This window comes from Methylobacterium guangdongense (assembly GCF_038442355.1).
Classification (GTDB): Bacteria; Pseudomonadota; Alphaproteobacteria; order Rhizobiales; family Beijerinckiaceae; genus Methylobacterium; species Methylobacterium guangdongense.
Genome location: NZ_JBBXMX010000022.1, coordinates 40,166 through 57,511, shown reverse-complemented (window position 1 = coordinate 57,511; position 17,346 = coordinate 40,166). Strand labels below are relative to the sequence as shown.

18 protein-coding genes are annotated in these 17,346 nt (G+C 68.9%); 9 read left to right on the top strand and 9 right to left on the bottom strand.

All coding sequences use genetic code 11. The features are described 5' to 3' along the window. Positions 1 to 113: 113 nt before the first annotated feature. Both AAHG09_RS26900 and glmM read left to right on the top strand, forming a co-directional pair. Entirely contained in the window at positions 114 to 860 is a 747-nt protein-coding gene (locus AAHG09_RS26900; RefSeq protein WP_342110581.1) for a sulfite exporter TauE/SafE family protein, read from the top strand. Positions 861 to 1,002: 142 nt separating this feature from the next. Beyond that, complete coding sequence (gene glmM / locus AAHG09_RS26895; protein WP_342110579.1) at positions 1,003 to 2,343, top strand: phosphoglucosamine mutase; 1,341 nt, start codon at positions 1,003 to 1,005, stop codon at positions 2,341 to 2,343. Between the two features lie 118 nt (positions 2,344 to 2,461). On the opposite strand, the gene AAHG09_RS26890 is transcribed toward glmM, so the two are convergent. Next, positions 2,462 to 2,791 (bottom strand): MmcQ/YjbR family DNA-binding protein, encoded by a 330-nt coding sequence (locus AAHG09_RS26890; protein WP_342110577.1) that lies wholly within the window; start codon positions 2,789 to 2,791, stop codon positions 2,462 to 2,464. A gap of 286 nt (positions 2,792 to 3,077) precedes the next feature. Here AAHG09_RS26890 and AAHG09_RS26885 point away from each other — a divergent pair, with 286 nt between their 5' ends. The 3 genes from AAHG09_RS26885 (at position 3,078) to AAHG09_RS26875 (ending at position 5,516) form a co-directional block, all read left to right on the top strand. After that, positions 3,078 to 4,064: an outer membrane protein gene (locus AAHG09_RS26885; protein WP_342110575.1), complete on the top strand. Its 987-nt coding sequence runs from the start codon at positions 3,078 to 3,080 to the stop codon at positions 4,062 to 4,064. A 259-nt stretch (positions 4,065 to 4,323) separates the two neighbouring features. Further along, complete coding sequence (locus AAHG09_RS26880; RefSeq protein ID WP_342110574.1) at positions 4,324 to 5,229, top strand: outer membrane protein; 906 nt, start codon at positions 4,324 to 4,326, stop codon at positions 5,227 to 5,229. Positions 5,230 to 5,270: 41 nt separating this feature from the next. Continuing rightward, positions 5,271 to 5,516 (top strand): hypothetical protein, encoded by a 246-nt coding sequence (locus AAHG09_RS26875; RefSeq protein ID WP_342110572.1) that lies wholly within the window; start codon positions 5,271 to 5,273, stop codon positions 5,514 to 5,516. Positions 5,517 to 5,553: 37 nt separating this feature from the next. Here AAHG09_RS26875 and AAHG09_RS26870 read toward each other — a convergent pair whose 3' ends face one another. The 3 genes from AAHG09_RS26870 to AAHG09_RS26860 are packed head-to-tail and all read right to left on the bottom strand — an operon-like array spanning position 5,554 to position 6,846. Further along, complete coding sequence (locus tag AAHG09_RS26870) at positions 5,554 to 5,826, bottom strand: hypothetical protein (RefSeq protein WP_342110570.1); 273 nt, start codon at positions 5,824 to 5,826, stop codon at positions 5,554 to 5,556. After that, positions 5,823 to 6,260, bottom strand: coding sequence for a putative toxin-antitoxin system toxin component, PIN family (locus tag AAHG09_RS26865; protein WP_342110568.1), 438 nt, complete (start codon positions 6,258 to 6,260; stop codon positions 5,823 to 5,825). Before AAHG09_RS26865 ends, AAHG09_RS26870 begins: the two co-directional genes overlap by 4 nt. A 37-nt stretch (positions 6,261 to 6,297) precedes the next feature. After that, positions 6,298 to 6,846 (bottom strand): HNH endonuclease, encoded by a 549-nt coding sequence (locus AAHG09_RS26860; RefSeq protein WP_342110566.1) that lies wholly within the window; start codon positions 6,844 to 6,846, stop codon positions 6,298 to 6,300. Between the two features lie 546 nt (positions 6,847 to 7,392). Here AAHG09_RS26860 and AAHG09_RS26855 point away from each other — a divergent pair. Beyond that, entirely contained in the window at positions 7,393 to 10,095 is a 2,703-nt protein-coding gene (locus AAHG09_RS26855) for a DUF3772 domain-containing protein (protein ID WP_342110564.1), read from the top strand. A 24-nt stretch (positions 10,096 to 10,119) separates the two neighbouring features. Here the strand turns inward: AAHG09_RS26855 and AAHG09_RS26850 are convergent, their stop codons facing one another. Together AAHG09_RS26850 and AAHG09_RS26845 are read right to left on the bottom strand one after the other, a co-directional pair. Beyond that, positions 10,120 to 10,512 carry an HVO_A0114 family putative DNA-binding protein gene (locus AAHG09_RS26850; RefSeq protein WP_342110563.1) on the bottom strand — a complete coding sequence of 131 codons (393 nt, stop codon included), beginning with the start codon at positions 10,510 to 10,512 and terminating at the stop codon, positions 10,120 to 10,122. Then, on the bottom strand, positions 10,509 to 10,808 hold the full coding sequence (locus AAHG09_RS26845; RefSeq protein WP_342110562.1) for a toxin-antitoxin system TumE family protein: 300 nt from the start codon (positions 10,806 to 10,808) through the stop codon (positions 10,509 to 10,511). Before AAHG09_RS26845 ends, AAHG09_RS26850 begins: the two co-directional genes overlap by 4 nt. 195 nt (positions 10,809 to 11,003) lie before the next feature. On the opposite strand from AAHG09_RS26845, the gene AAHG09_RS26840 reads away from it, so the two are divergent. Both AAHG09_RS26840 and AAHG09_RS26835 read left to right on the top strand, forming a co-directional pair. Then, positions 11,004 to 11,462: a CAP domain-containing protein gene (locus AAHG09_RS26840; RefSeq protein WP_342110561.1), complete on the top strand. Its 459-nt coding sequence runs from the start codon at positions 11,004 to 11,006 to the stop codon at positions 11,460 to 11,462. Between the two features lie 259 nt (positions 11,463 to 11,721). Then, positions 11,722 to 13,497 carry a glucan ABC transporter ATP-binding protein/ permease gene (locus AAHG09_RS26835; RefSeq protein WP_342110560.1) on the top strand — a complete coding sequence of 592 codons (1,776 nt, stop codon included), beginning with the start codon at positions 11,722 to 11,724 and terminating at the stop codon, positions 13,495 to 13,497. Positions 13,498 to 13,779: 282 nt separating this feature from the next. Here AAHG09_RS26835 and AAHG09_RS26830 read toward each other — a convergent pair whose 3' ends face one another. From AAHG09_RS26830 to AAHG09_RS26820, 3 genes are all read right to left on the bottom strand, one after another. Continuing rightward, positions 13,780 to 14,154 (bottom strand): endonuclease domain-containing protein, encoded by a 375-nt coding sequence (locus AAHG09_RS26830; protein WP_342110557.1) that lies wholly within the window; start codon positions 14,152 to 14,154, stop codon positions 13,780 to 13,782. Between the two features lie 238 nt (positions 14,155 to 14,392). Continuing rightward, the gene (locus AAHG09_RS26825; protein ID WP_342110555.1) at positions 14,393 to 15,265 is read right to left on the bottom strand and encodes an alpha/beta fold hydrolase; all 873 of its coding nucleotides are present in this window, start codon (positions 15,263 to 15,265) and stop codon (positions 14,393 to 14,395) included. After that, complete coding sequence (locus tag AAHG09_RS26820) at positions 15,244 to 16,161, bottom strand: YihY/virulence factor BrkB family protein (protein WP_412760096.1); 918 nt, start codon at positions 16,159 to 16,161, stop codon at positions 15,244 to 15,246. Before AAHG09_RS26820 ends, AAHG09_RS26825 begins: the two co-directional genes overlap by 22 nt. 187 nt (positions 16,162 to 16,348) lie before the next feature. Here AAHG09_RS26820 and AAHG09_RS26815 point away from each other — a divergent pair, with 187 nt between their 5' ends. Further along, positions 16,349 to 17,239 carry a DMT family transporter gene (locus tag AAHG09_RS26815; RefSeq protein ID WP_342110554.1) on the top strand — a complete coding sequence of 297 codons (891 nt, stop codon included), beginning with the start codon at positions 16,349 to 16,351 and terminating at the stop codon, positions 17,237 to 17,239. Positions 17,240 to 17,346: the final 107 nt, after the last annotated feature.

The window sequence follows — 17,346 nt, the reverse complement described above, 5'->3', positions numbered from 1 at the left end:
CGTGACAAACCAGATCCGCTGTCGGCAAATCGACGGCGCCAGCTTGGCCGGCGACTCGGCCTGCCCCTCCAAATCGGAAACACCGGCCTCTCCACAAGGCGCAGCCAACACCCATGCCGGTCTCGACCTATCTCGTCGTCGCCCTCGGCGCCGTCGTCGCTGGCTTCGTGCAGGGTCTCTCGGGCTTCGGCTTCGGGCTCGTCTCCCTGTCGTTCTGGGCCTGGGTGCTGGATCCGAAGCTCGGGGCGTTCCTCGCCGTGTCCGGGGCCTTCACGGGGCAGGTCGTCGCCGCTTTGTCGGTCCGGCGCGGCTTCGATAGCCAGCGCCTCGCGCCCTTCGTGCTCGGTGGCCTCGCTGGAATCCCCCTCGGCGTCCTCCTGCTGCCGCGGCTCGACGCCGACTGGTTCAAGGTGATCCTCGGCGGGCTTCTGCTGGTCTGGTGCCCCACCATGATGTTCGTCCGGAACCTCCCGCGCGTCACCGTGGGCGGCCGGTTCGCCGACGCGCTGGTCGGTCTCGGCGGCGGCATGATGGGCGGCCTCGGCGGCTTCACGGGGGTGCTGCCGACCCTCTGGTGCACCCTGCGCCGCTACGAGCGCGACGTGCAGCGGGCGGTGATCCAGAACTTCAACCTCGCCATGCTCACCGTCACGGTCGTCACATACATCGCCACCGGTCTCGTCACGCGGGACATGCTGCCGATGCTGGCCGTGGTGCTGCCCGCCATGCTGATCCCGACCGTCCTCGGCGCGCGGATCTATCTCGGCATCAGCGAGGCGTCGTTCCGCACCCTCGTGCTGAGCCTCCTGACCCTCTCGGGCCTCGCCCTGGTCGGCGCGTCGCTGCCGCGGATCCTGTAGCGGCCGTCGGGGCCGTGGCCCCATTTCGACCGCCTTTGTCGGGAAGCACCCGGTTGGCCCCGCCGGCCGCTCGGCATCCGGCGTAAACGATTGTCTGCTAAGCCTTGTCCGGCCGGTGAGACCGACCCTCGGAGACGACCTCGTGCGCAAGTATTTCGGAACCGACGGCATCCGCGGTCGCGCCAACGGCGTGATTACCCCCGAACTCGCCCTCAAGGTGGGTCAGGCCGCGGGCCTCGTGTTCCAGCGTGGCGACCACCGCCACCGGGTGGTGATCGGCAAGGATACCCGCCTGTCCGGCTACATGATCGAGACCGCCCTGATCTCGGGCTTCACCTCGGTCGGCATGGACGTGCTGCAACTCGGCCCGGTGCCGACCCCGGCCGTCGCCATGCTGACCCGCTCGATGCGGGCGGATCTCGGCGTGATGATCTCGGCCTCGCACAACCCGTTCGAGGATAACGGCATCAAGCTGTTCGGGCCCGACGGGTTCAAGCTCAACGACACGATCGAGCGCGAGATCGAGGAATTGATCGACGCCGACATGCACAAGCGCCTGTCCGGCTCCAACGATCTCGGCCGGGCCAAGCGGATCGAGAGCGTGCATGCCCGCTACATCGAGTTCGCCAAGCGCACCCTGCCGCGGCACGTGACCCTGGAGGGCCTGCGCGTCGTGGTCGACTGCGCCAACGGCGCCGCCTACCGGGTCGCCCCCGAGACCCTGTGGGAACTCGGCGCCGAGGTGATCGCCATCGGCACGGAGCCCGACGGCTTCAACATCAACCGCGATGTCGGCTCGACCGCCCCGGCGGCGCTGGTCGCGAAGGTGCGCGAACGCCGGGCCGATATCGGCATCGCGCTCGACGGCGACGCCGACCGGGTGCTGATCGTCGACGAGAAGGGCCACGTGGTCGACGGCGACCAGCTCATGGCGGTGGTGGCCCGCTCCTGGCAGGAGGACGAGCGCCTGACCCAGCCGGGGGTGGTGGCGACGATCATGTCGAATCTCGGCCTGGAGCGCTATCTTGGCGGCCTCGGGCTGACGCTCGCCCGCACCGCGGTGGGCGACCGCTACGTCCTCGAGCATATGCGCGAGCACGGCTACAACCTCGGCGGCGAGCAGTCCGGCCACATCATCATGTCGGACTACACCACCACGGGGGACGGCCTCGTGGCGGCGCTCCAGCTGCTCAGCGTGGTGCAGCGCCAGGGCCGGCCGGTGAGCGAGGTCTGCCACTGCTTCGAGCCCCTGCCGCAGATCCTCAAGAACGTGCGCTACAAGGCCGGCGAGCCCCTGCGCCAGGACAGTGTCGTGAGCGCGATCGAGCATGCCCGCGAGCGGCTGGGCAATACGGGCCGCCTCGTGATCCGCCCCTCCGGGACCGAGCCGGTGATCCGCGTGATGGCCGAGGGCGACGACCGCGGCCTCGTCAACGCGGTGGTCGACGAGGTGGTCGACGCCGTCACCCGCGCCGCGGCTTGAAGTTCGGGATCCCAAAGGGCGAGCCCTTTGGCGGGGTTCGGGGGCGGAGCCCCGATCGCAAGGCTCTGCCCTGCACCCGCACAAGGTCGACGACCTTTTGAAACCCGGACTTGCGCGCTCAATCGTAGGCCGCGCTCAGGTCCGGCGCTGTCATGCGCCACGCTGCCAGGAGGGCGGTGCGGAGCGTCTCCTCCGCGCACAGGTCGAGATCGAGGTTGGTCCAGCCCCGGCGGCCCCAGGCCCCGTCGAGCGGCGTGAACAGGTCCGGCTCGGCCTCGCACAGGGCGGCCTGATCGGCGGGCGCGAGCCGCAGCACAACCCGCGCCTCCTCGATCCACAGGGTGGCGAACACCCGGCCGCCGACGCGGAAATCCGGGTTGCCGCTATGGGCGCCCGCCACCACCTCGGGCAGCATCAGCGCCAGGATGCGCACATCCTCAGGCAGCACCGGCGCCGCGCCCCGTTTTGCCCAGCCGGAGCCTGTCCCGGTGTAACGAGCGGGGTACCTTGTGCATCGGGATGTCCTCACGGGCAGGTGGGTTGAACATGGAACGGCCTACAGCCGGCAGACAGACAAATATTGGTCGAACAACGATCCGCTACAGCAGATTGGAAACGCGCAAGCCTAAGATTTAACGTTAAGCTGGATTTAAGACGTTGCGCGCATTCTTCACAGGGTAACCCCGAGCACGCACATGGAGTGTCGGGCTCACGAGTTCAGTAAAGGAATTCTTATGGCCCGCTCCAAGCTCACCGCTTTGGTGCGTAGCCTGACGCTCGCGGCGAGCGTCGGCGCGCCCTGCCTCGCCGCTGCGGCGGACCTGCTGCCCCCGCCTCCGCCCCCGCCGCCCGAGCCGATCGAGGTCGGCGGCGGCTGGTACCTGCGCGGCGATGTGGGCGCCAGCGTCTACAACCGTCCGAAATACAGCGAGGCCTACGACTACACCGGTTATCCGGATGCCAACCGCTCCTTCGGCAACGAGATCGGCGGCGGCGGCTTCGCGGGCGTCGGCGTCGGCTACCAGTTCACCCCGTTCTTCCGCGGCGACATCACCGGTGAGTATCGCTACGCCACCGGCCTGCGCGGCAGCGAGTACTATCGCGGGCCGGATTACGATGACGGCCTCGGCTCCTACGGCGTCAACAAGTCGAGCGGCCATTTCGACTCCGCCGTCGTGCTCGCCAACGCGTATTTCGATCTCGGCACGTGGTACGGCATCACGCCGTTCATCGGCGGCGGCGTCGGCTACGCCTTCAACCACATCTCGTCCTACTCGACCAACCAGCAGTTCACCAGCCCGACCTACGGCTACGATTACGGCAATCCGGTCTACGGCTGCGATTGCGGCGCGCCGTCCTACAACTATCGGCCGGTCTACGACGCGAACGGCAATGCGGTCTACAACACCAACAGCGGCAGCAAGTTCTACAAGGACAAGTCGAGCGGCAGCTTCGCCTGGGCGCTCCACGCCGGTCTCGCCTACAACGTGACCGACGCGTTCAAGATCGAACTGGCCTACCGCTACCTGAACCTCGGCAAGGCCGAGACCGGCGCCGGCTACGTGCCGTGCTGCACGGGCAGCCTTCAGGCGATCAAGGTGAAGGACATCGAGGCGCACGATGTGAGGATCGGCCTGCGCTACTACCTCGGCGGCGTCGTGGCGGCCCCGCTGCCCCCGCTGATGCCGGAGCCGGTCGGCCCGCTGGTGCGCAAGTACTGATCACACCCCGATCTCATCATCGGACGGCGACGGCGCGGAGGCTCTCCGCGCCGTTTCGCGTTTCAGGGCCGTCCGGCGCAAGGCAGCCGCGGACATCACACAAGTCGATCGATGTCGTCCGGGAACTGGTCGACAACACCGATACAACAGCATTGAGACGAGGAAATTCATATCGAGCAACGGATGATTAAGGTTACTCGATTATCCCGGTGCTGAGGCTCGATCCGCCGCCTATCACGTCAGTTCCAGGACGATCCCGATGCGTACCGTCACCTTTCCGCTGCTGGCGGTTCTCGGTCTCTGCGGCGCCAACACCGCCCGGGCCGCCGACCTGGATTACGATTACCTGCGCGGCGCCGAGTACGATCCGGTTCCGGCCCCGGTCCGGGTGATCGACTGGAGCGGCGTGTATGTCGGCGGCCATGGCGGCTACACCTCGGCGGCGCTGGGCAGCAAGGGCGCCCTGCAACCCCTGATCTATCGGGATTCCCACAACACCACGGGCGAGTCCGACTTCAGCGCCTCGACCCTGCTCAGCCCGCCGTCGCGGCGGGTCGGCGCGGCGAGCTTCGGCGCCTTCGTGGGCTATAACGTCCAGTTCGATCAATTCGTCTTCGGTGTCGAAGCTGATTACACCTATTTCGGCAAGATGGGGGTGTCGCGCGACAGTGTCGCCCGCATTCAGACCACGGCCGCCGGCGTATACGAAGCCGTGAACCTGAGCGGGGCCACCGCCACCCGGGTCAACGATTACGGCACGCTGCGCGCCCGGATCGGCTACGCGTTCGAGAACTTCATGCCCTACGTGACCGGCGGCGTCGCCATCGGCCGGGCGCGCATCGCCGATTCGACTGCCTATTCGAACTACGGCTTCAACCTGACCGCCTACAACGCCAACCTGGCCGGGACGCCGACCGCCGTGACCGGTTTCGGCTATGCGAGCTTCGATTCCAGCGCGCCCTACAGCGGCACGCCGTTCACGTCGATCCAGGCGCAGTCGCGGACCAAGGTGGTCGCCGGCGTGGCGGGCGGGGTCGGCATCGAGTACGCGATCACCCCGAACATCCTGCTGCGGGCCGAGTATCAGTACGTCCTGTTCAGCGATTTCGACGGCCACAAGGTCAATCTGAACACCGTCCGCGCCGGCGCGGCCGTCAAGTTCTGATGCGGCACGGTCCGATGTTGCTTGCCGGTGGGAGCCTGTCCATGCGTGGTCGTCGCCGTCTCGCACTCGCCGCGGCCCTGCTCGCCGCGGGACCCGTCCTGGCCTCCCCCGCCGCCTGGCCCGGGGACCGGACCGAGGTGCACGTCATCCGCCATCAACGGGTCCGGGTCCGGCCCGTCCCGGTCGTCCCCGTCATCCCGCCGCCTGTGCTGGTGCGGGACTACCTGCCGCGCAACCACAACGTCCCGCTCTACAACGAGCCGCCCCGCTACGGCCCGGCTTGGTGAGGCGGTCGCCGGGAAGGCGTAACGGACGTTGCGTCGTTTACCGGCCGCCTACGCCCTGCCGACGAAGGGGGTCCAGCATGTCGTCGCCAGCTTCGGCCGGGACATCCGGTGCTTGGCGCACGAGCTTGATTGCGGCCTGGACGTTTGATCGCGCAGCACGCTCCTCCAGGTAGGCGAGCTGTCGCTCCACAGCCAGAAGCGTATCGACGCTCTCGCTGATGAGGGCCTCTACTGTGACGCCGCGCGCGCGCGCGACGGATCTGACCCGTGAGGCCAAGTCGTCTGAGAGCACGATGTCGGCAGCGCTCATGTGGGTTGTCTCGCCAAGCCCATCGCGATCAATATGTCTCTCGGAGTAGCTCTCCGCAATCCGAAGGCGGTGAGGTCACGGTGATCGAAGTGGCCGTCAAACGTGATGATGGTGTCCGATCGCGAAGCCAGGGCGCACTCGACGTACAGGTCGTCCTTCGGATCAGCCAGAAAGGGCCGGAAGCGGTAAAAGATCGAGGTCGCCAGACACATTCTGCAGAGCGCGTCGAGGATCGTGGCCACGCCGGTGCTGCCGATCAGCGGCAAGACGCTCCGTTCTCCACCGCGCATGAGCACGTCCTCGTATTCGAGGATGATGGCGGTCGAAGCTGCGAAGGGGATCGTCCCGTCGAGCATTCCCGTGAGGACGGCATTGGAGGCCCCGTTCCGCGACAGGAGACCGCTCTTGATGACGTTCGCATCCACGACGTTCATGGCATCGCGCAAACGACGTTCGACGCGCTGCCCCGCCTCAGCTCTCCAACTCGCTATCCCAGTACAGGTAGTCGAGCCACGTGTGGTGATACTGCTTGTGGTCGAACTCGGGCTGCCGGTGATGCAGCTCGTAGCGGGTCGGCCGGCGGGGCTCGGTCATCAGCGGCATGTCGGCCTCGCCCGGGGTGCGGTTGGCCTTGCGCAGGTTGCAGGGCGAGCAGGCCGCCACGACGTTCTCCCAGCTCGACAGGCCGCCCCGGGAGCGCGGCACCACGTGGTCGAAGGTCAGGCCCCCCGAGGGCAGCCGCAGGCCGCAATACTGGCAGCTGAAACCGTCCCGCAGGTAGATGTTGTAGCGGGTGAAGGCCGGGCTGCGGGCGAGCGCCACGTAGTTCTTCAGCGCCACAACGCTCGGCACCCGCAGCGACCGCGAGGGTGAGCGCGCCTCGACGTCGTAGCTCGCCACCAGGGTGACCCGGTCGAGGAACAGGGCCGTGAAGGCGTCCTTCCACGACCACAGGGAGAGCGGATTGTACGAGAGCGGCCGATAATCCGCGTTGAGGACGAGGGTTTGGAGATCCATCATCGGCGCGACTCTTCGGACTATCTCTGACGCGGATAACGCGCGGGACCGCGCCGTCGCCCCGCCGGCCCGTCCGAACCGGCCCGGGGCCGATGCAGGACGGGCCGGCGCGCGACGCGTCGGCTTGGCGGGAGAGACGGAAGGAACAACAGGGCGGCGGGCCGGCGCGCGGGGGCGCCAGTCGAGGCGGTCAGATCCAGAACGCGGCCGGGCCGGGCCGGCGCGCTTGCCGGCCATGCCCTTTCGCGTGATGACGAAAAGGCCCTGTCCATCAGATGTTCATCTAATCCCAGCGTGACACCCTTGTGAAGCTTTTCCGGGTGGGCCGAGGGACGCACCCACAGGACGTCCCTGCAGGTCGTCTGCGCCGGCAGTCCGGCCGGGTGAGGCGCAACCGGATCGGGCGCTGGGTGGGCAGGAGCACGGTTTCGCCCTATTGCTCCCCCAGAGCGCCGAGCCGCCAGGAGGCCCGCCCGGTCCCCTATCGCCGCCGATTCGCCGATGCCGGAAGCCGACCGCGCGTCCGGCGCGCCCGACGAGAGGTCGCCCATGACTTGTACGCCAGCGCGTACCCCCCGGCCGGATGGCGGCGCGCGCCCGTCCCGCCTGCCCGCCTTCTTCACGGCCCTGATGCTGGGCTTCTCCATGGCGGCGCTGCCGGCCTTCGCCCAGGATCCGGCTCAGGCACCCGCGCAAGCCCCCGCCCAGGCGCCGGCCGGCAAAGCCGCCGATACCAAGCCCGCCGATACCAAGCCCACGGACGCCAAGCCCGCCGCCAAGCCCACCGAGGCCAAGCCGACCCCGGCGCAGGCGCAGGCGGACCTCCCGGAGCAGTACAAGGCCGTGCGGGCCAAGCTCGATGCCGCCAAGGCCGAGCTCGACGCCCGCGAGAAGCAGCTCGGACACACGGACCTGACGGTGACCGACCTCACCGCCATTCGCGACAGCGCCGCCACGGTCACCGACGAGATCCGTGGCCTGGTCACGCGGCTCGACGCGCCGCTCGAGGCCGCCCGGGAGCGGCTGACCCAGCTCGGGCCGAAGCCCAAGGATACCCAGGAGAGCCCGGAGGTCGCCGAGCAGCGCGCCGAGCGTGAGGCCGCCGTCACCCGGATCGACGAGACCCAGCGGCTGGCCCGCTCCCTGGTGGTGCAGGGCGACCAGATCGTCGACCGCGTCTCGAACCGCCGCCGCGAATCCTTCACCCGCGACCTGTTCCAGCGCTCCCAGCCGCTGATCGGCCCGGGCCTCTGGGCCAAGGTGATGGCCGACATCCCCCGGGACACGCGTGCGCTTCAGAGTGCCGTCTCCGACATCGGCCTGCTGTTCGGGCGCAACGGCAGCATCGGCAACCTGCTGTTCCTGGGGCTCGCCTTCGGGATCTCGGTGGCGCTGTATTTCGGCCGGCGCAACATCGCGCCCCGGGGCGCCCGCCGGGATGCCGGCAAGACGGAGCCGTCGCGGCGGGCGCGGCTGCTCGCCGCCTGGCGGGTGATCCTGCTCGGGACGGTGCCGGCGGTGGCGGGCTCCTACGCGGTCTACTACGCGCTCGACGCCACCAACCTCCTGCCGTCCCGGCTCCTGCCGGTGGCGGCCGCGATCTCGGGCGGGCTCGCCTTCATCGCCTTCGTGGAGGCGCTCTGCGACGGGCTGCTCAGCCCCGAGAAGCCGGCTTGGCGCCCCGCGCCTGTGGGCGACGCGGCGGCCACGCGCCTCACACGCCTCGCGGTCGGCATCGCCACGGTGGTGACCGTGGTGAAGTCCGTCGAGGCGCTGAATTCCGGCATCTCGGCCGCCCTGCCGATCTCCATCGCCACGCGGGGCCTCGGCGCCGTGGCGACCGCTCTGATCCTGGCGATCGGCCTACATCGCTTCGCCGACACCGAGCAGGAGGAGGAGGCTTGCTTCGGCCCCTACGTGCCGACCAAGACCACCACGGGCATCGGCGGTCCGGCCCGGCTCCTCGGCTGGGCGGCGGTCGGCGTGATCGGGCTCGGCGCGCTGGTCGGCTACGTCGCCTTCGCGACCTTCCTGATCGACCAGCTGATCTGGGCCGCCTGCATCCTCGTGCTGCTCTACCTGCTGGTGCAGAGCGTGGACATCTTCGTCGGCAAGGCGCTCAGCGACGAGACGCGGCTTGCCACCACGCTTCAGGCCAATACCGGCCTGCGCAAGCGCTCGCTGAACCAGATCTCGGTCCTGGCGACCGGCGCCGCCCGGGTCGTGCTGTTCCTGGCGGCGGCGGTCCTCGTCCTGGCGCCCTGGGGGCTCGACTCGACCGACATCGTCTCGTCGGTCCGGCAGGCCTTCTTCGGCTTCAAGGTCGGCGACGTTACGATCTCGCTGTCGAGCATCGTGCTGGGGATCGGCATCCTGGTGGTCGGCGTGTTCATCACCAAGGGCATCCAGCGCTGGCTGGAGAACACCTACCTGCCGGCCACCGATCTCGACGCGGGCCTGCGCAACTCGATCACCACCGTGGCGGGCTATTGCGGCTTCCTGCTCGCCCTGGCGCTCGCCTTCTCGTATCTGGGCTTGAGCCTCGAGAAGCTCACCCTGGTGGCCGGCGCCCTGTCGGTCGGTATCGGTTTCGGCCTGCAGTCGATCGTCAACAACTTCGTCTCGGGCCTGCTGCTCCTGTGGGAGCGCCCGATCCGGGTCGGCGATCAGGTGGTGATCGGCGATTCCGAGGGCATCGTGAAGCGGATCTCGGTCCGCTCCACGGAGATCCAGACCTTCGACCGCTCGGCCGTGATCGTGCCGAACTCCAACCTGATCTCCGGCGTCGTGAAGAACCGGGTGCGGGGCGACCGCTCGGGGCGGGTGAGCATCACGGTCAGCGTCCTGCGCAACCAGGATCCGGTCCGGGCCGCCGAGATGATCACGTCCTGCGCGACGGCCCATCCCGACGTGCTGAAGGAACCCGTGCCCCGGGTGGTGTTCAAGAAGATCGGCGATCCGTTCCTCGAATTCGAGCTGCTGGTCTGGATCACCGATGTCAGCCTCGGACAGAAGGTGCTGACCGACCTGAACTTCTCGGTGTTCTCGACGCTCTCGGGGGCCGGCTTCATCCCGCCGCTCGGCCCCGGTTCCAGCATCGTGACCGTGCAGGGGCTCGACACGATGCAGAGCGCCATGGGCGAGATCGCCAGCCGGTTCGGGCTGACGGCGCCGGCCGCAGCACCCGCCGCCGAGGCCGGGGAGGGGGCCCGGACGCAGCGGGACCGCGGCCTGCGGAGCGCGGGGGGCTGAACCGGCGAACCCCGGGCTTTGCCTTCAGGAGGAGGGCACCTCCTGCCGGCGCGCCCGGGAAGGCCGCAGGTCGAGATGGGCGCATGCGCCCTCGGCGGCGAGCATCACCCGCGTCCCGGTCCGTTTCAACAGGCCGGCCTTTTCCAGAGCCGCCACGTCGTCGTGCACGCGTCGGTAGGTCCGGCCGAGCGAGCCGGCCAGTGCGTCGATCGAGTCGGCCGGACCTACCGCCAGAGCCTCCAGCAACGCGATCCGGTCGGCCGAGAAGGTCTTGAGGAAGGTCGCCCAGTTCTCGAACGTGACGACGCGTTCCGGCTCAACGGCTTCGCCGGCCTCCACGCGCCGCACCGCCGAGAGGAAACGCGCCCGCATATCCTCCACCGATCCGCCGATGACGACAGTCACTTCATCGCTCATCGCTCACCTCCGCGCAGCATGCCGACTTCGGTCAGGAAGTCGTCCAGCAGCGTCTCGAACGTCGTGAACAGGTAGGGCGTCTCCTCCGCACCGCGATGGAGGTGATCACCCTTACCTGCTTCATTGTCATAGGCCAGGATCCGCTGACCCTCACGGCCATAGAACAGCGAATATTTGAAGCCGTGCAGCGAACCGCGCACCCGATCGGGGGGCTGAAGTTCCCACAGTTTGAGCTGAAGGATCATACCATCCGCGAAGACCCTCTTGTCATCGAGCAGGAGTCGCGCGCGTGCCATGGACGTCGAGGGCGGGCAGGATGATACGACATCGACGTCCTATCACGTCGGGTGGATGATTCTGCTGCGTGGATGCGGGCTGGTCCGACAGTGCTTATATGGCTCAGGCATCCGAGCCGGCTGCCGGGGTGGGGACCAGGAAACGTGGGCGCACGACACAGGAGACGGATTCTGCGGCGGACGGCCTGCCTGCCCGTGCTGGCGCTTCTCGGCTCATGCGCCGCCCAGGCGCCGGCCTCGTCGGCGCTGCCGAGCATCTACCTGCCGCTCGCCAACAACAGCGCCCACATCGACGTCGAGGCGGCCCGCGACATGATCTCGTCCTACCGCCGCAACCGCGGCGCGGCGCCGCTCGCGGTCGATCCGGAGTTGCAGCGCCTGGCCGAGGCCGAGGCGGCGTCGATGGCGCTCGCCGACCGGCCGAGCAAGGCGCAGACCGTCAAGGCCGCGGTGGAGCGGCTCGGCTACGCGGACGTGAACGCCAACCTCTCGGCGGGCTACCACACCCTGGCCGAGGCCTTCTCGGGCTGGCGCGAGAGCGCGCCGCACGACGCCACGATGCTCGACCCGAAGGCCACCAAGATGGGCATCGCCACCGCCTACGCGCCGGGGTCGAAATACAAGGTCTACTGGGCGCTGCTGACCGCCAAGTAGGGGCGATCCCGGGGGCGGGTAAGACGCGGCCCGATCGGCCGGCCAAAGGCGTTGGTAACCTTACTGAACGAACAATTAAGACGCCTGTTTCCAATCTGTATCGTCCCGTCATCGCCCGTTCAGGCAAACCCTGGCATACCGCTGTCGTACGAGGGGTTTGGCGGCAGGACCGGCGACACTGCCGGCCGGCCGAACCCCGTTAAGAAATGGCGCAGGACCCGGGTCACACGGGCCGTGCCAGGGGTGGCGGAGCGGTACGATGGTTCGTCTCTACGGACGGGTCCTAGGGTTTCTGAAGGCGGAGCGGCGGCTGGCGGTCGGCTTGGCGGCGACCAACGTCGTGCTGGCGATCGCGGCCTTCGCCGAGCCCCTGCTGATGGGCCGGATCATCGATCAGCTCTCCCATCTCCAGCGCGGCGGCAACGCCATGGGCACGATGCTGCCGCTCCTCGCCGCCTGGGTGGCGTTCGGCTTCTTCACCATCGCGGCGGGCGTGTTCATAGCGCTCCACGCCGACCGGCTGGCCCACCGCAACCGCCTGTCCTCCATGGCGAGCTACTTCGAGCACGTGCTCGACCTGCCGCTCGCCTTCCACTCGGCCAACCATTCGGGCCGCGTCCTGAAGGCGATGCTGGAGGGCACGAACGGCATGGCGTGGTTGTGGCTCGGCTTCTTCCGCGACCACCTCGTCGCCCTGGTCTCGCTCGGCGTGCTCCTGCCGATGACCCTGTTCATCAACTGGCAGCTCGGCTCGATCCTCGTGGTGCTGGTGCTGGCGTTCACGGCGCTCACCACCTTCGTGATGCGCCGGACCGAGACGCTCCAGGGGCAGGTCGAGGAATTCAATTCGGGTCTTGCGGCCCACGCCTCGGATGCGCTCGGCAACGTCGCGGTGATCCAGTCCTTCACCCGCGCCAAGGCCGAGAAGGACGCGATGCGCGGCATCATCACCAACCTGCTCGCGGCGCAGATCCCGGTCCTGTCCTGGTGGGCGCTCGCCAACGTGGCGACCCGGGCGTCCGCGACCATCACCATGACGGCGATCTTCGTCACCGGCATCTGGCTCTATCAGGCCGGCACCACCACGGTGGGCGAGGTCGTGGCCTTCATGAGCCTTGCGACCGCCTTCGTGGCCCGGCTCGACCATGTGGTCGGCTTCGTCAACGGCCTGTTCCAGCAGGCGCCGAAGATCGCGGAGTTCTTCGAGATCTACGACACCGTCCCGGCGGTGGCCGACCGGCCGCATGCCCGGCAGGTGGCGCGGTTCGAGGGCGCGGTGACCTTCGACGACGTGACCTTCTCGTATGACGGCAAGCGGCAGGCGCTCGACGGCGTTTCGTTCACGGCGCGGCCCGGCGAGACGATCGCGCTGGTCGGCACCACCGGCTCGGGCAAGTCGACGACGCTCGGCCTCCTGCACCGCAGCTTCGATCCGGCCTCCGGCGCGATCCGCATCGACGACATGGATGTCCGCGACATCGGTCTCGCGAGCCTGCGGCACAACATCGGCGTGGTGTTCCAGGAGCCGATGCTGTTCGCCCGCTCGATCCGCGAGAACCTGCAGGTCGGCCGCCCCGACGCCACGGATGCCGAGATGCTCGACGCCCTGGAGCGGGCCCAGGCCAGCGCCTTCCTGGCGCGCCAGCCGAACGGGCTCGACACGGTGATCGGCGAGCGCGGCCGGTCGCTCTCGGGGGGCGAGCGCCAGCGGCTCTCGATCGCCCGGGCGCTCCTGAAGAACCCGCCGATCCTGATCCTCGACGAGGCGACCTCGGCGCTGGACGCCGCCACCGAGCGCAAGCTCCAGGGCGCGCTGGAGGCGGTGATGGAGGGGCGGACCACCTTCGTGATCGCCCACCGCCTCGCCACGATCCGCGACGCCGACCGGATCCTGGTGTTCCACGAGGGCCGGATCGTCGAGGCCGGCACCTTCGACGCGCTGGTGGCCGAGGGCGGTCGCTTCGCCGAACTCGCCCGGGCGCAGTTCATGGCGACCGAGGCGGACGCCGAGGAAGGGCTGCCGCTGGCGGCGTGAGGACGGGCTGATGCCAGCCGCAAGCGGTGCCTTTCGGGGCGAGACGCGGGTCCCCTCTCCTGAAGGGAGAGGGACAGGGTGAGGGGTAAGACCTCTCCGAAGGACTCGCGTGGTCGACGAACCTCGAAGGCGCTTGCTTGTGAAGCTTCTCGTGGCTCAACCCAACTCTCTGCCGCACGGGAGAGGGGGCAGGTCGCGGTCCGTCACCGGCGTCTGGCACCAATGACCATTATAGTCGGAGCAAGAAAGGCGCCTCGCATCACTCTCTGAAGAAGCGGGGCATCACACCGTGTCGCGGCGCTCGGCGGCAGCGAGGATTGTTTCTCGGACACCTTCAAGATTATCATAGATGTCCGCGTTGAAAATTCGCAGGACTGCGAATCCTGACTGCTCGATCATGGCCGTTCGCGCCGCATCCCGAGCAACTTCGTCATGCCTGGAATGCGTCGCTCCATCGACTTCAATAACGAGCTTGACCTCGAAGCAGACGAAATCGGCAACGTATCGGTCGATCGGGACTTGGCGCCGGAACTTGAGACCGTTCAGTGCCCGGTCCCGTAGCACACGCCAGAGCTTCGCTTCGGCGCTTGTCTGGTTACGGCGCAAGGTGCGTGCGCGATCGATGACTTTTGTCCGATCATTGCTCGACGCCGACACGCGACACCTCCCGAACCTGCCGGCATCAAGCACGACTGACAATTTTAGGGGTTGGGCGCACCCTCGAGGCGCGGTCAGATCGCGTTCTCCTCGGAAGCCGCACACCCCTCACCCTGTCCCTCTCCCTTCAGGAGAGGGGACCCGCGCCTCATTCGGTCGCCACTGTGCCCCGCACGGCGTACCAATCCGGTAGCCCTCCGGGAGAGAGGACCTATCGCATCCGGCAGACTGCGGTGACTCACCCCCACCCGATTCGCTTAAAGAATCCCGCGATCGCCGCCGCCGCCCGCTCCGGATCCTCCCGGTGGGGGAAATGCCCCACCCCGGGAAACGGCGCGAGGTCGAGATCCGAGAAGGTCTCGCCCAGGCGGTCGGTCCAGGCATAGGGGAAGATCGGGTCGTGCTCGGCCCAGCGCACGCAGGTCGGCACGGTGATCGGCGGCAGGGGCGGGGCTTCGCCCTTCATCATCGCCACCCGCCCGGCATGGGCCGCCCGGTAATGCGCGAAGCCGCCCGCGAGGTTCCCCGGCTTCATGTAGGCGTCCACGAAGGCGTCGAGCACGTCGTCGAACGCCTCCTTCCGGTGTGACCAGTGCCGCAGGAAGTGACCGATATAGGCGGCGCAGCTCTCGCGGCTGGCCCCGACCAGCTGCACGGCCAAGTCCATCTGGTTGAAGGACTGGTACCAGATCTCGGTGAGCCGGTCCGGCGCCCCGAGGCGGGGGCCGATACCCGGATAGACGAAATCGAACAGGACCAGACCGGCGCAACGCTCCGGATTGGCCCGGGCGAGCGCCTGGATCACCGCCCCGCCGACATCGTGGCCGACGATGCCGGCTTGCGCGATCCCGAGCGTGTCGAGGAGCGCAACGAGGTCGGCGGCGTGGTCGGCCGGCCCGAAGGGGCCCTCCGGCTTGTCGCTGTCGCCGAAGCCGCGCAGATCCGGGGCGATCAGCGTGTGGCGATCCGCGAGCCGCATCATCACGGGCTCCCAGGTCAGCCAGAATTCCGGCCAGCCGTGGAGCAGCAGCAGCGGTGCCCCCGTGCCGCAGCGCGCGACGTGCAGGTCCGCCCCGTTGGCGCGGAGTCTCAGGTGCTCGATCCCGTCCATTTGCCCTCCATCTCGGCCCGGCGCGCCAGCATCCGCGCCTGCAGGCGGCTGCGGCGCGCGGCGATCACCGTGCCGTTGATCTCGCCGCCGAACAGGAACATGGCGGCCAGCCAGTAGAGGAACACCAGGAATACCATCGCGGTGGCCAGGCCCCCGTAGGTGGACGCATAGGCGTTCGAGAAGCGGTCGAGGTAGAAGCCGAAGCCGAGGCCCGCGAAGAACCACAGCACCAGCGTCACCCCGATCCCCGGCAGCACCGACAGGATCGTGCGCCGCCCCGCCGCGACGAACTTGTGGGCGATGACGAGGATCACGGCGAGCAGCAGCGCGGTGATCCCGATCCGCCCGATCGCCACCGTGAGGCTGAGGGGCTCCAACCCCGGCGCCACCAGCACGAGGGCGCGCCAGATCAGCGGCCCCAGCACCACGAGCAGCGCGAAGGTCAGCATCGCGAAGGCGCCGCAGATCACGTAGCCGATCGATTCGAGTCGGGTCAGCCACCACGGCCGACTCTCGCGCAGGCCGTAGGCCCGGTTCAGCCCGACCCGCAGGCTCTCGACCCCGGAGGAGGAGAAGTAGAGGGCGAACAGCGCGCCGAGCGTCAGCACGCCGCTACGCTGCTCGGTAAGCACCCGGTGCACCTCGCCGACGATCGGCTTGGCGATCTCCCGGGGCCACGCGTCGAAGATCAGCACGCCGGCCTCGTCGGCGAGCGACTGCGTGCCGAACAGGCCGGCGAGCGCGGCGAGCAGGATCAGGAACGGGAACAGCGACGTCAGGGTCGAGAGCGCGATGTGGCTCGCGATCGCCCAGCCGTCATGGGAGACGAAGCGCTGCGCGGCGACGCCCATCACCTGCAATCCGTTGCGGAGCGGTTTCACGATCCTCGGTCTCATCATCCTCTGGCCGCCAGCCGATGAACGGTGCCGGGGCCGGCCCGTCAACGCGGGTGACGCGATCCGGTCCCGAACACGAACCGGTGACGCACGGGCGCCACGCCCTCCACGGGCGTGCGGGATCGCCGCGGGATCGCCGTGGGATCGCCGTTGCGAGTCGCCGGCCGAATGCGCCTTAGATACGGCCATGCCGACACCCTCACGACCCCCCGGCCGCGCGGCCAGCGTCCTTCCGGCCCTGTTCGTGCCGATCTGGGCGACCGGCTTCATCTCCGCGCGTGCCGTGGTGCCCCATGCGGATCCGCTGGCCTTCACGGCTGTCCGCTTCACCGCGGTCGCCCTGGTGTTGGCGGGCATCGCGGTCGTGTCCCGCGTGCGCTGGCCGGCGGACCGGGCGGGCTGGCGCGATCCCGTCATCGCGGGCTTCCTGATGCAGGGGATCTACCTGTCGAGCACCTTCTGGGCGGTGAGCCGCGGGCTGCCGGCCGGGATCGCGGCCCTCGTGGGCAGCCTCCAGCCGCTGCTGACCGCGCTCCTGGCCCAGCCCCTGCTCGGGGAACGGGTCAGCGGCCGGCGGGCGCTCGGCATCCTGATGGGCTTCGCCGGGGCCGGGCTCGTGCTGGCCCCGAAGATCGGCGCCGCCGATCCCTCGGGCATCCCGCCGCTGGCGCTGGCGGTGAGCTTCCTGGCGGTCCTGTCGCTGACCCTCGGCACCCTCTGGCAGAAGCGCACCGGCGGCCGGGTCGATCTGCTCGCCGGGGCGACGCTCCAGTTCGTCGGCGGCATGGCCTGCGCGATCCCCCTGGCACTCGCCTTCGGCAGCGCGCAGTTCGAGTCCGTGGCGCCGGTCTGGCTCGGGCTCGCCTGGGCGGTCCTGATCAACTCGGTGGCCGGCATCCTGCTCCTTCTAGCGCTGATCCGGCGCGGCGCGGTGGCGGGGGTGGCGGCCCTGTTCTTCCTCGTGCCGCCGGTGGCGGCCGTGCTCGGCTACCTGCTGTTCGGCGAGGTGCTGACGCCGCTCCAGGGCGGCGGCATGGCGCTGGCCGCCCTCGGGGTCGCGGTGGCGAGCCGGGGCTGAGCGCTGTCGGCCCGGGTTCCCCAAGGGCGAGCCCTTGGGCGGGGGTTCGGGGGCGGAGCCCCTGAGTTCGGGCTTGGCCCGACACCAGGGCTCCGCCCTGGACCCGC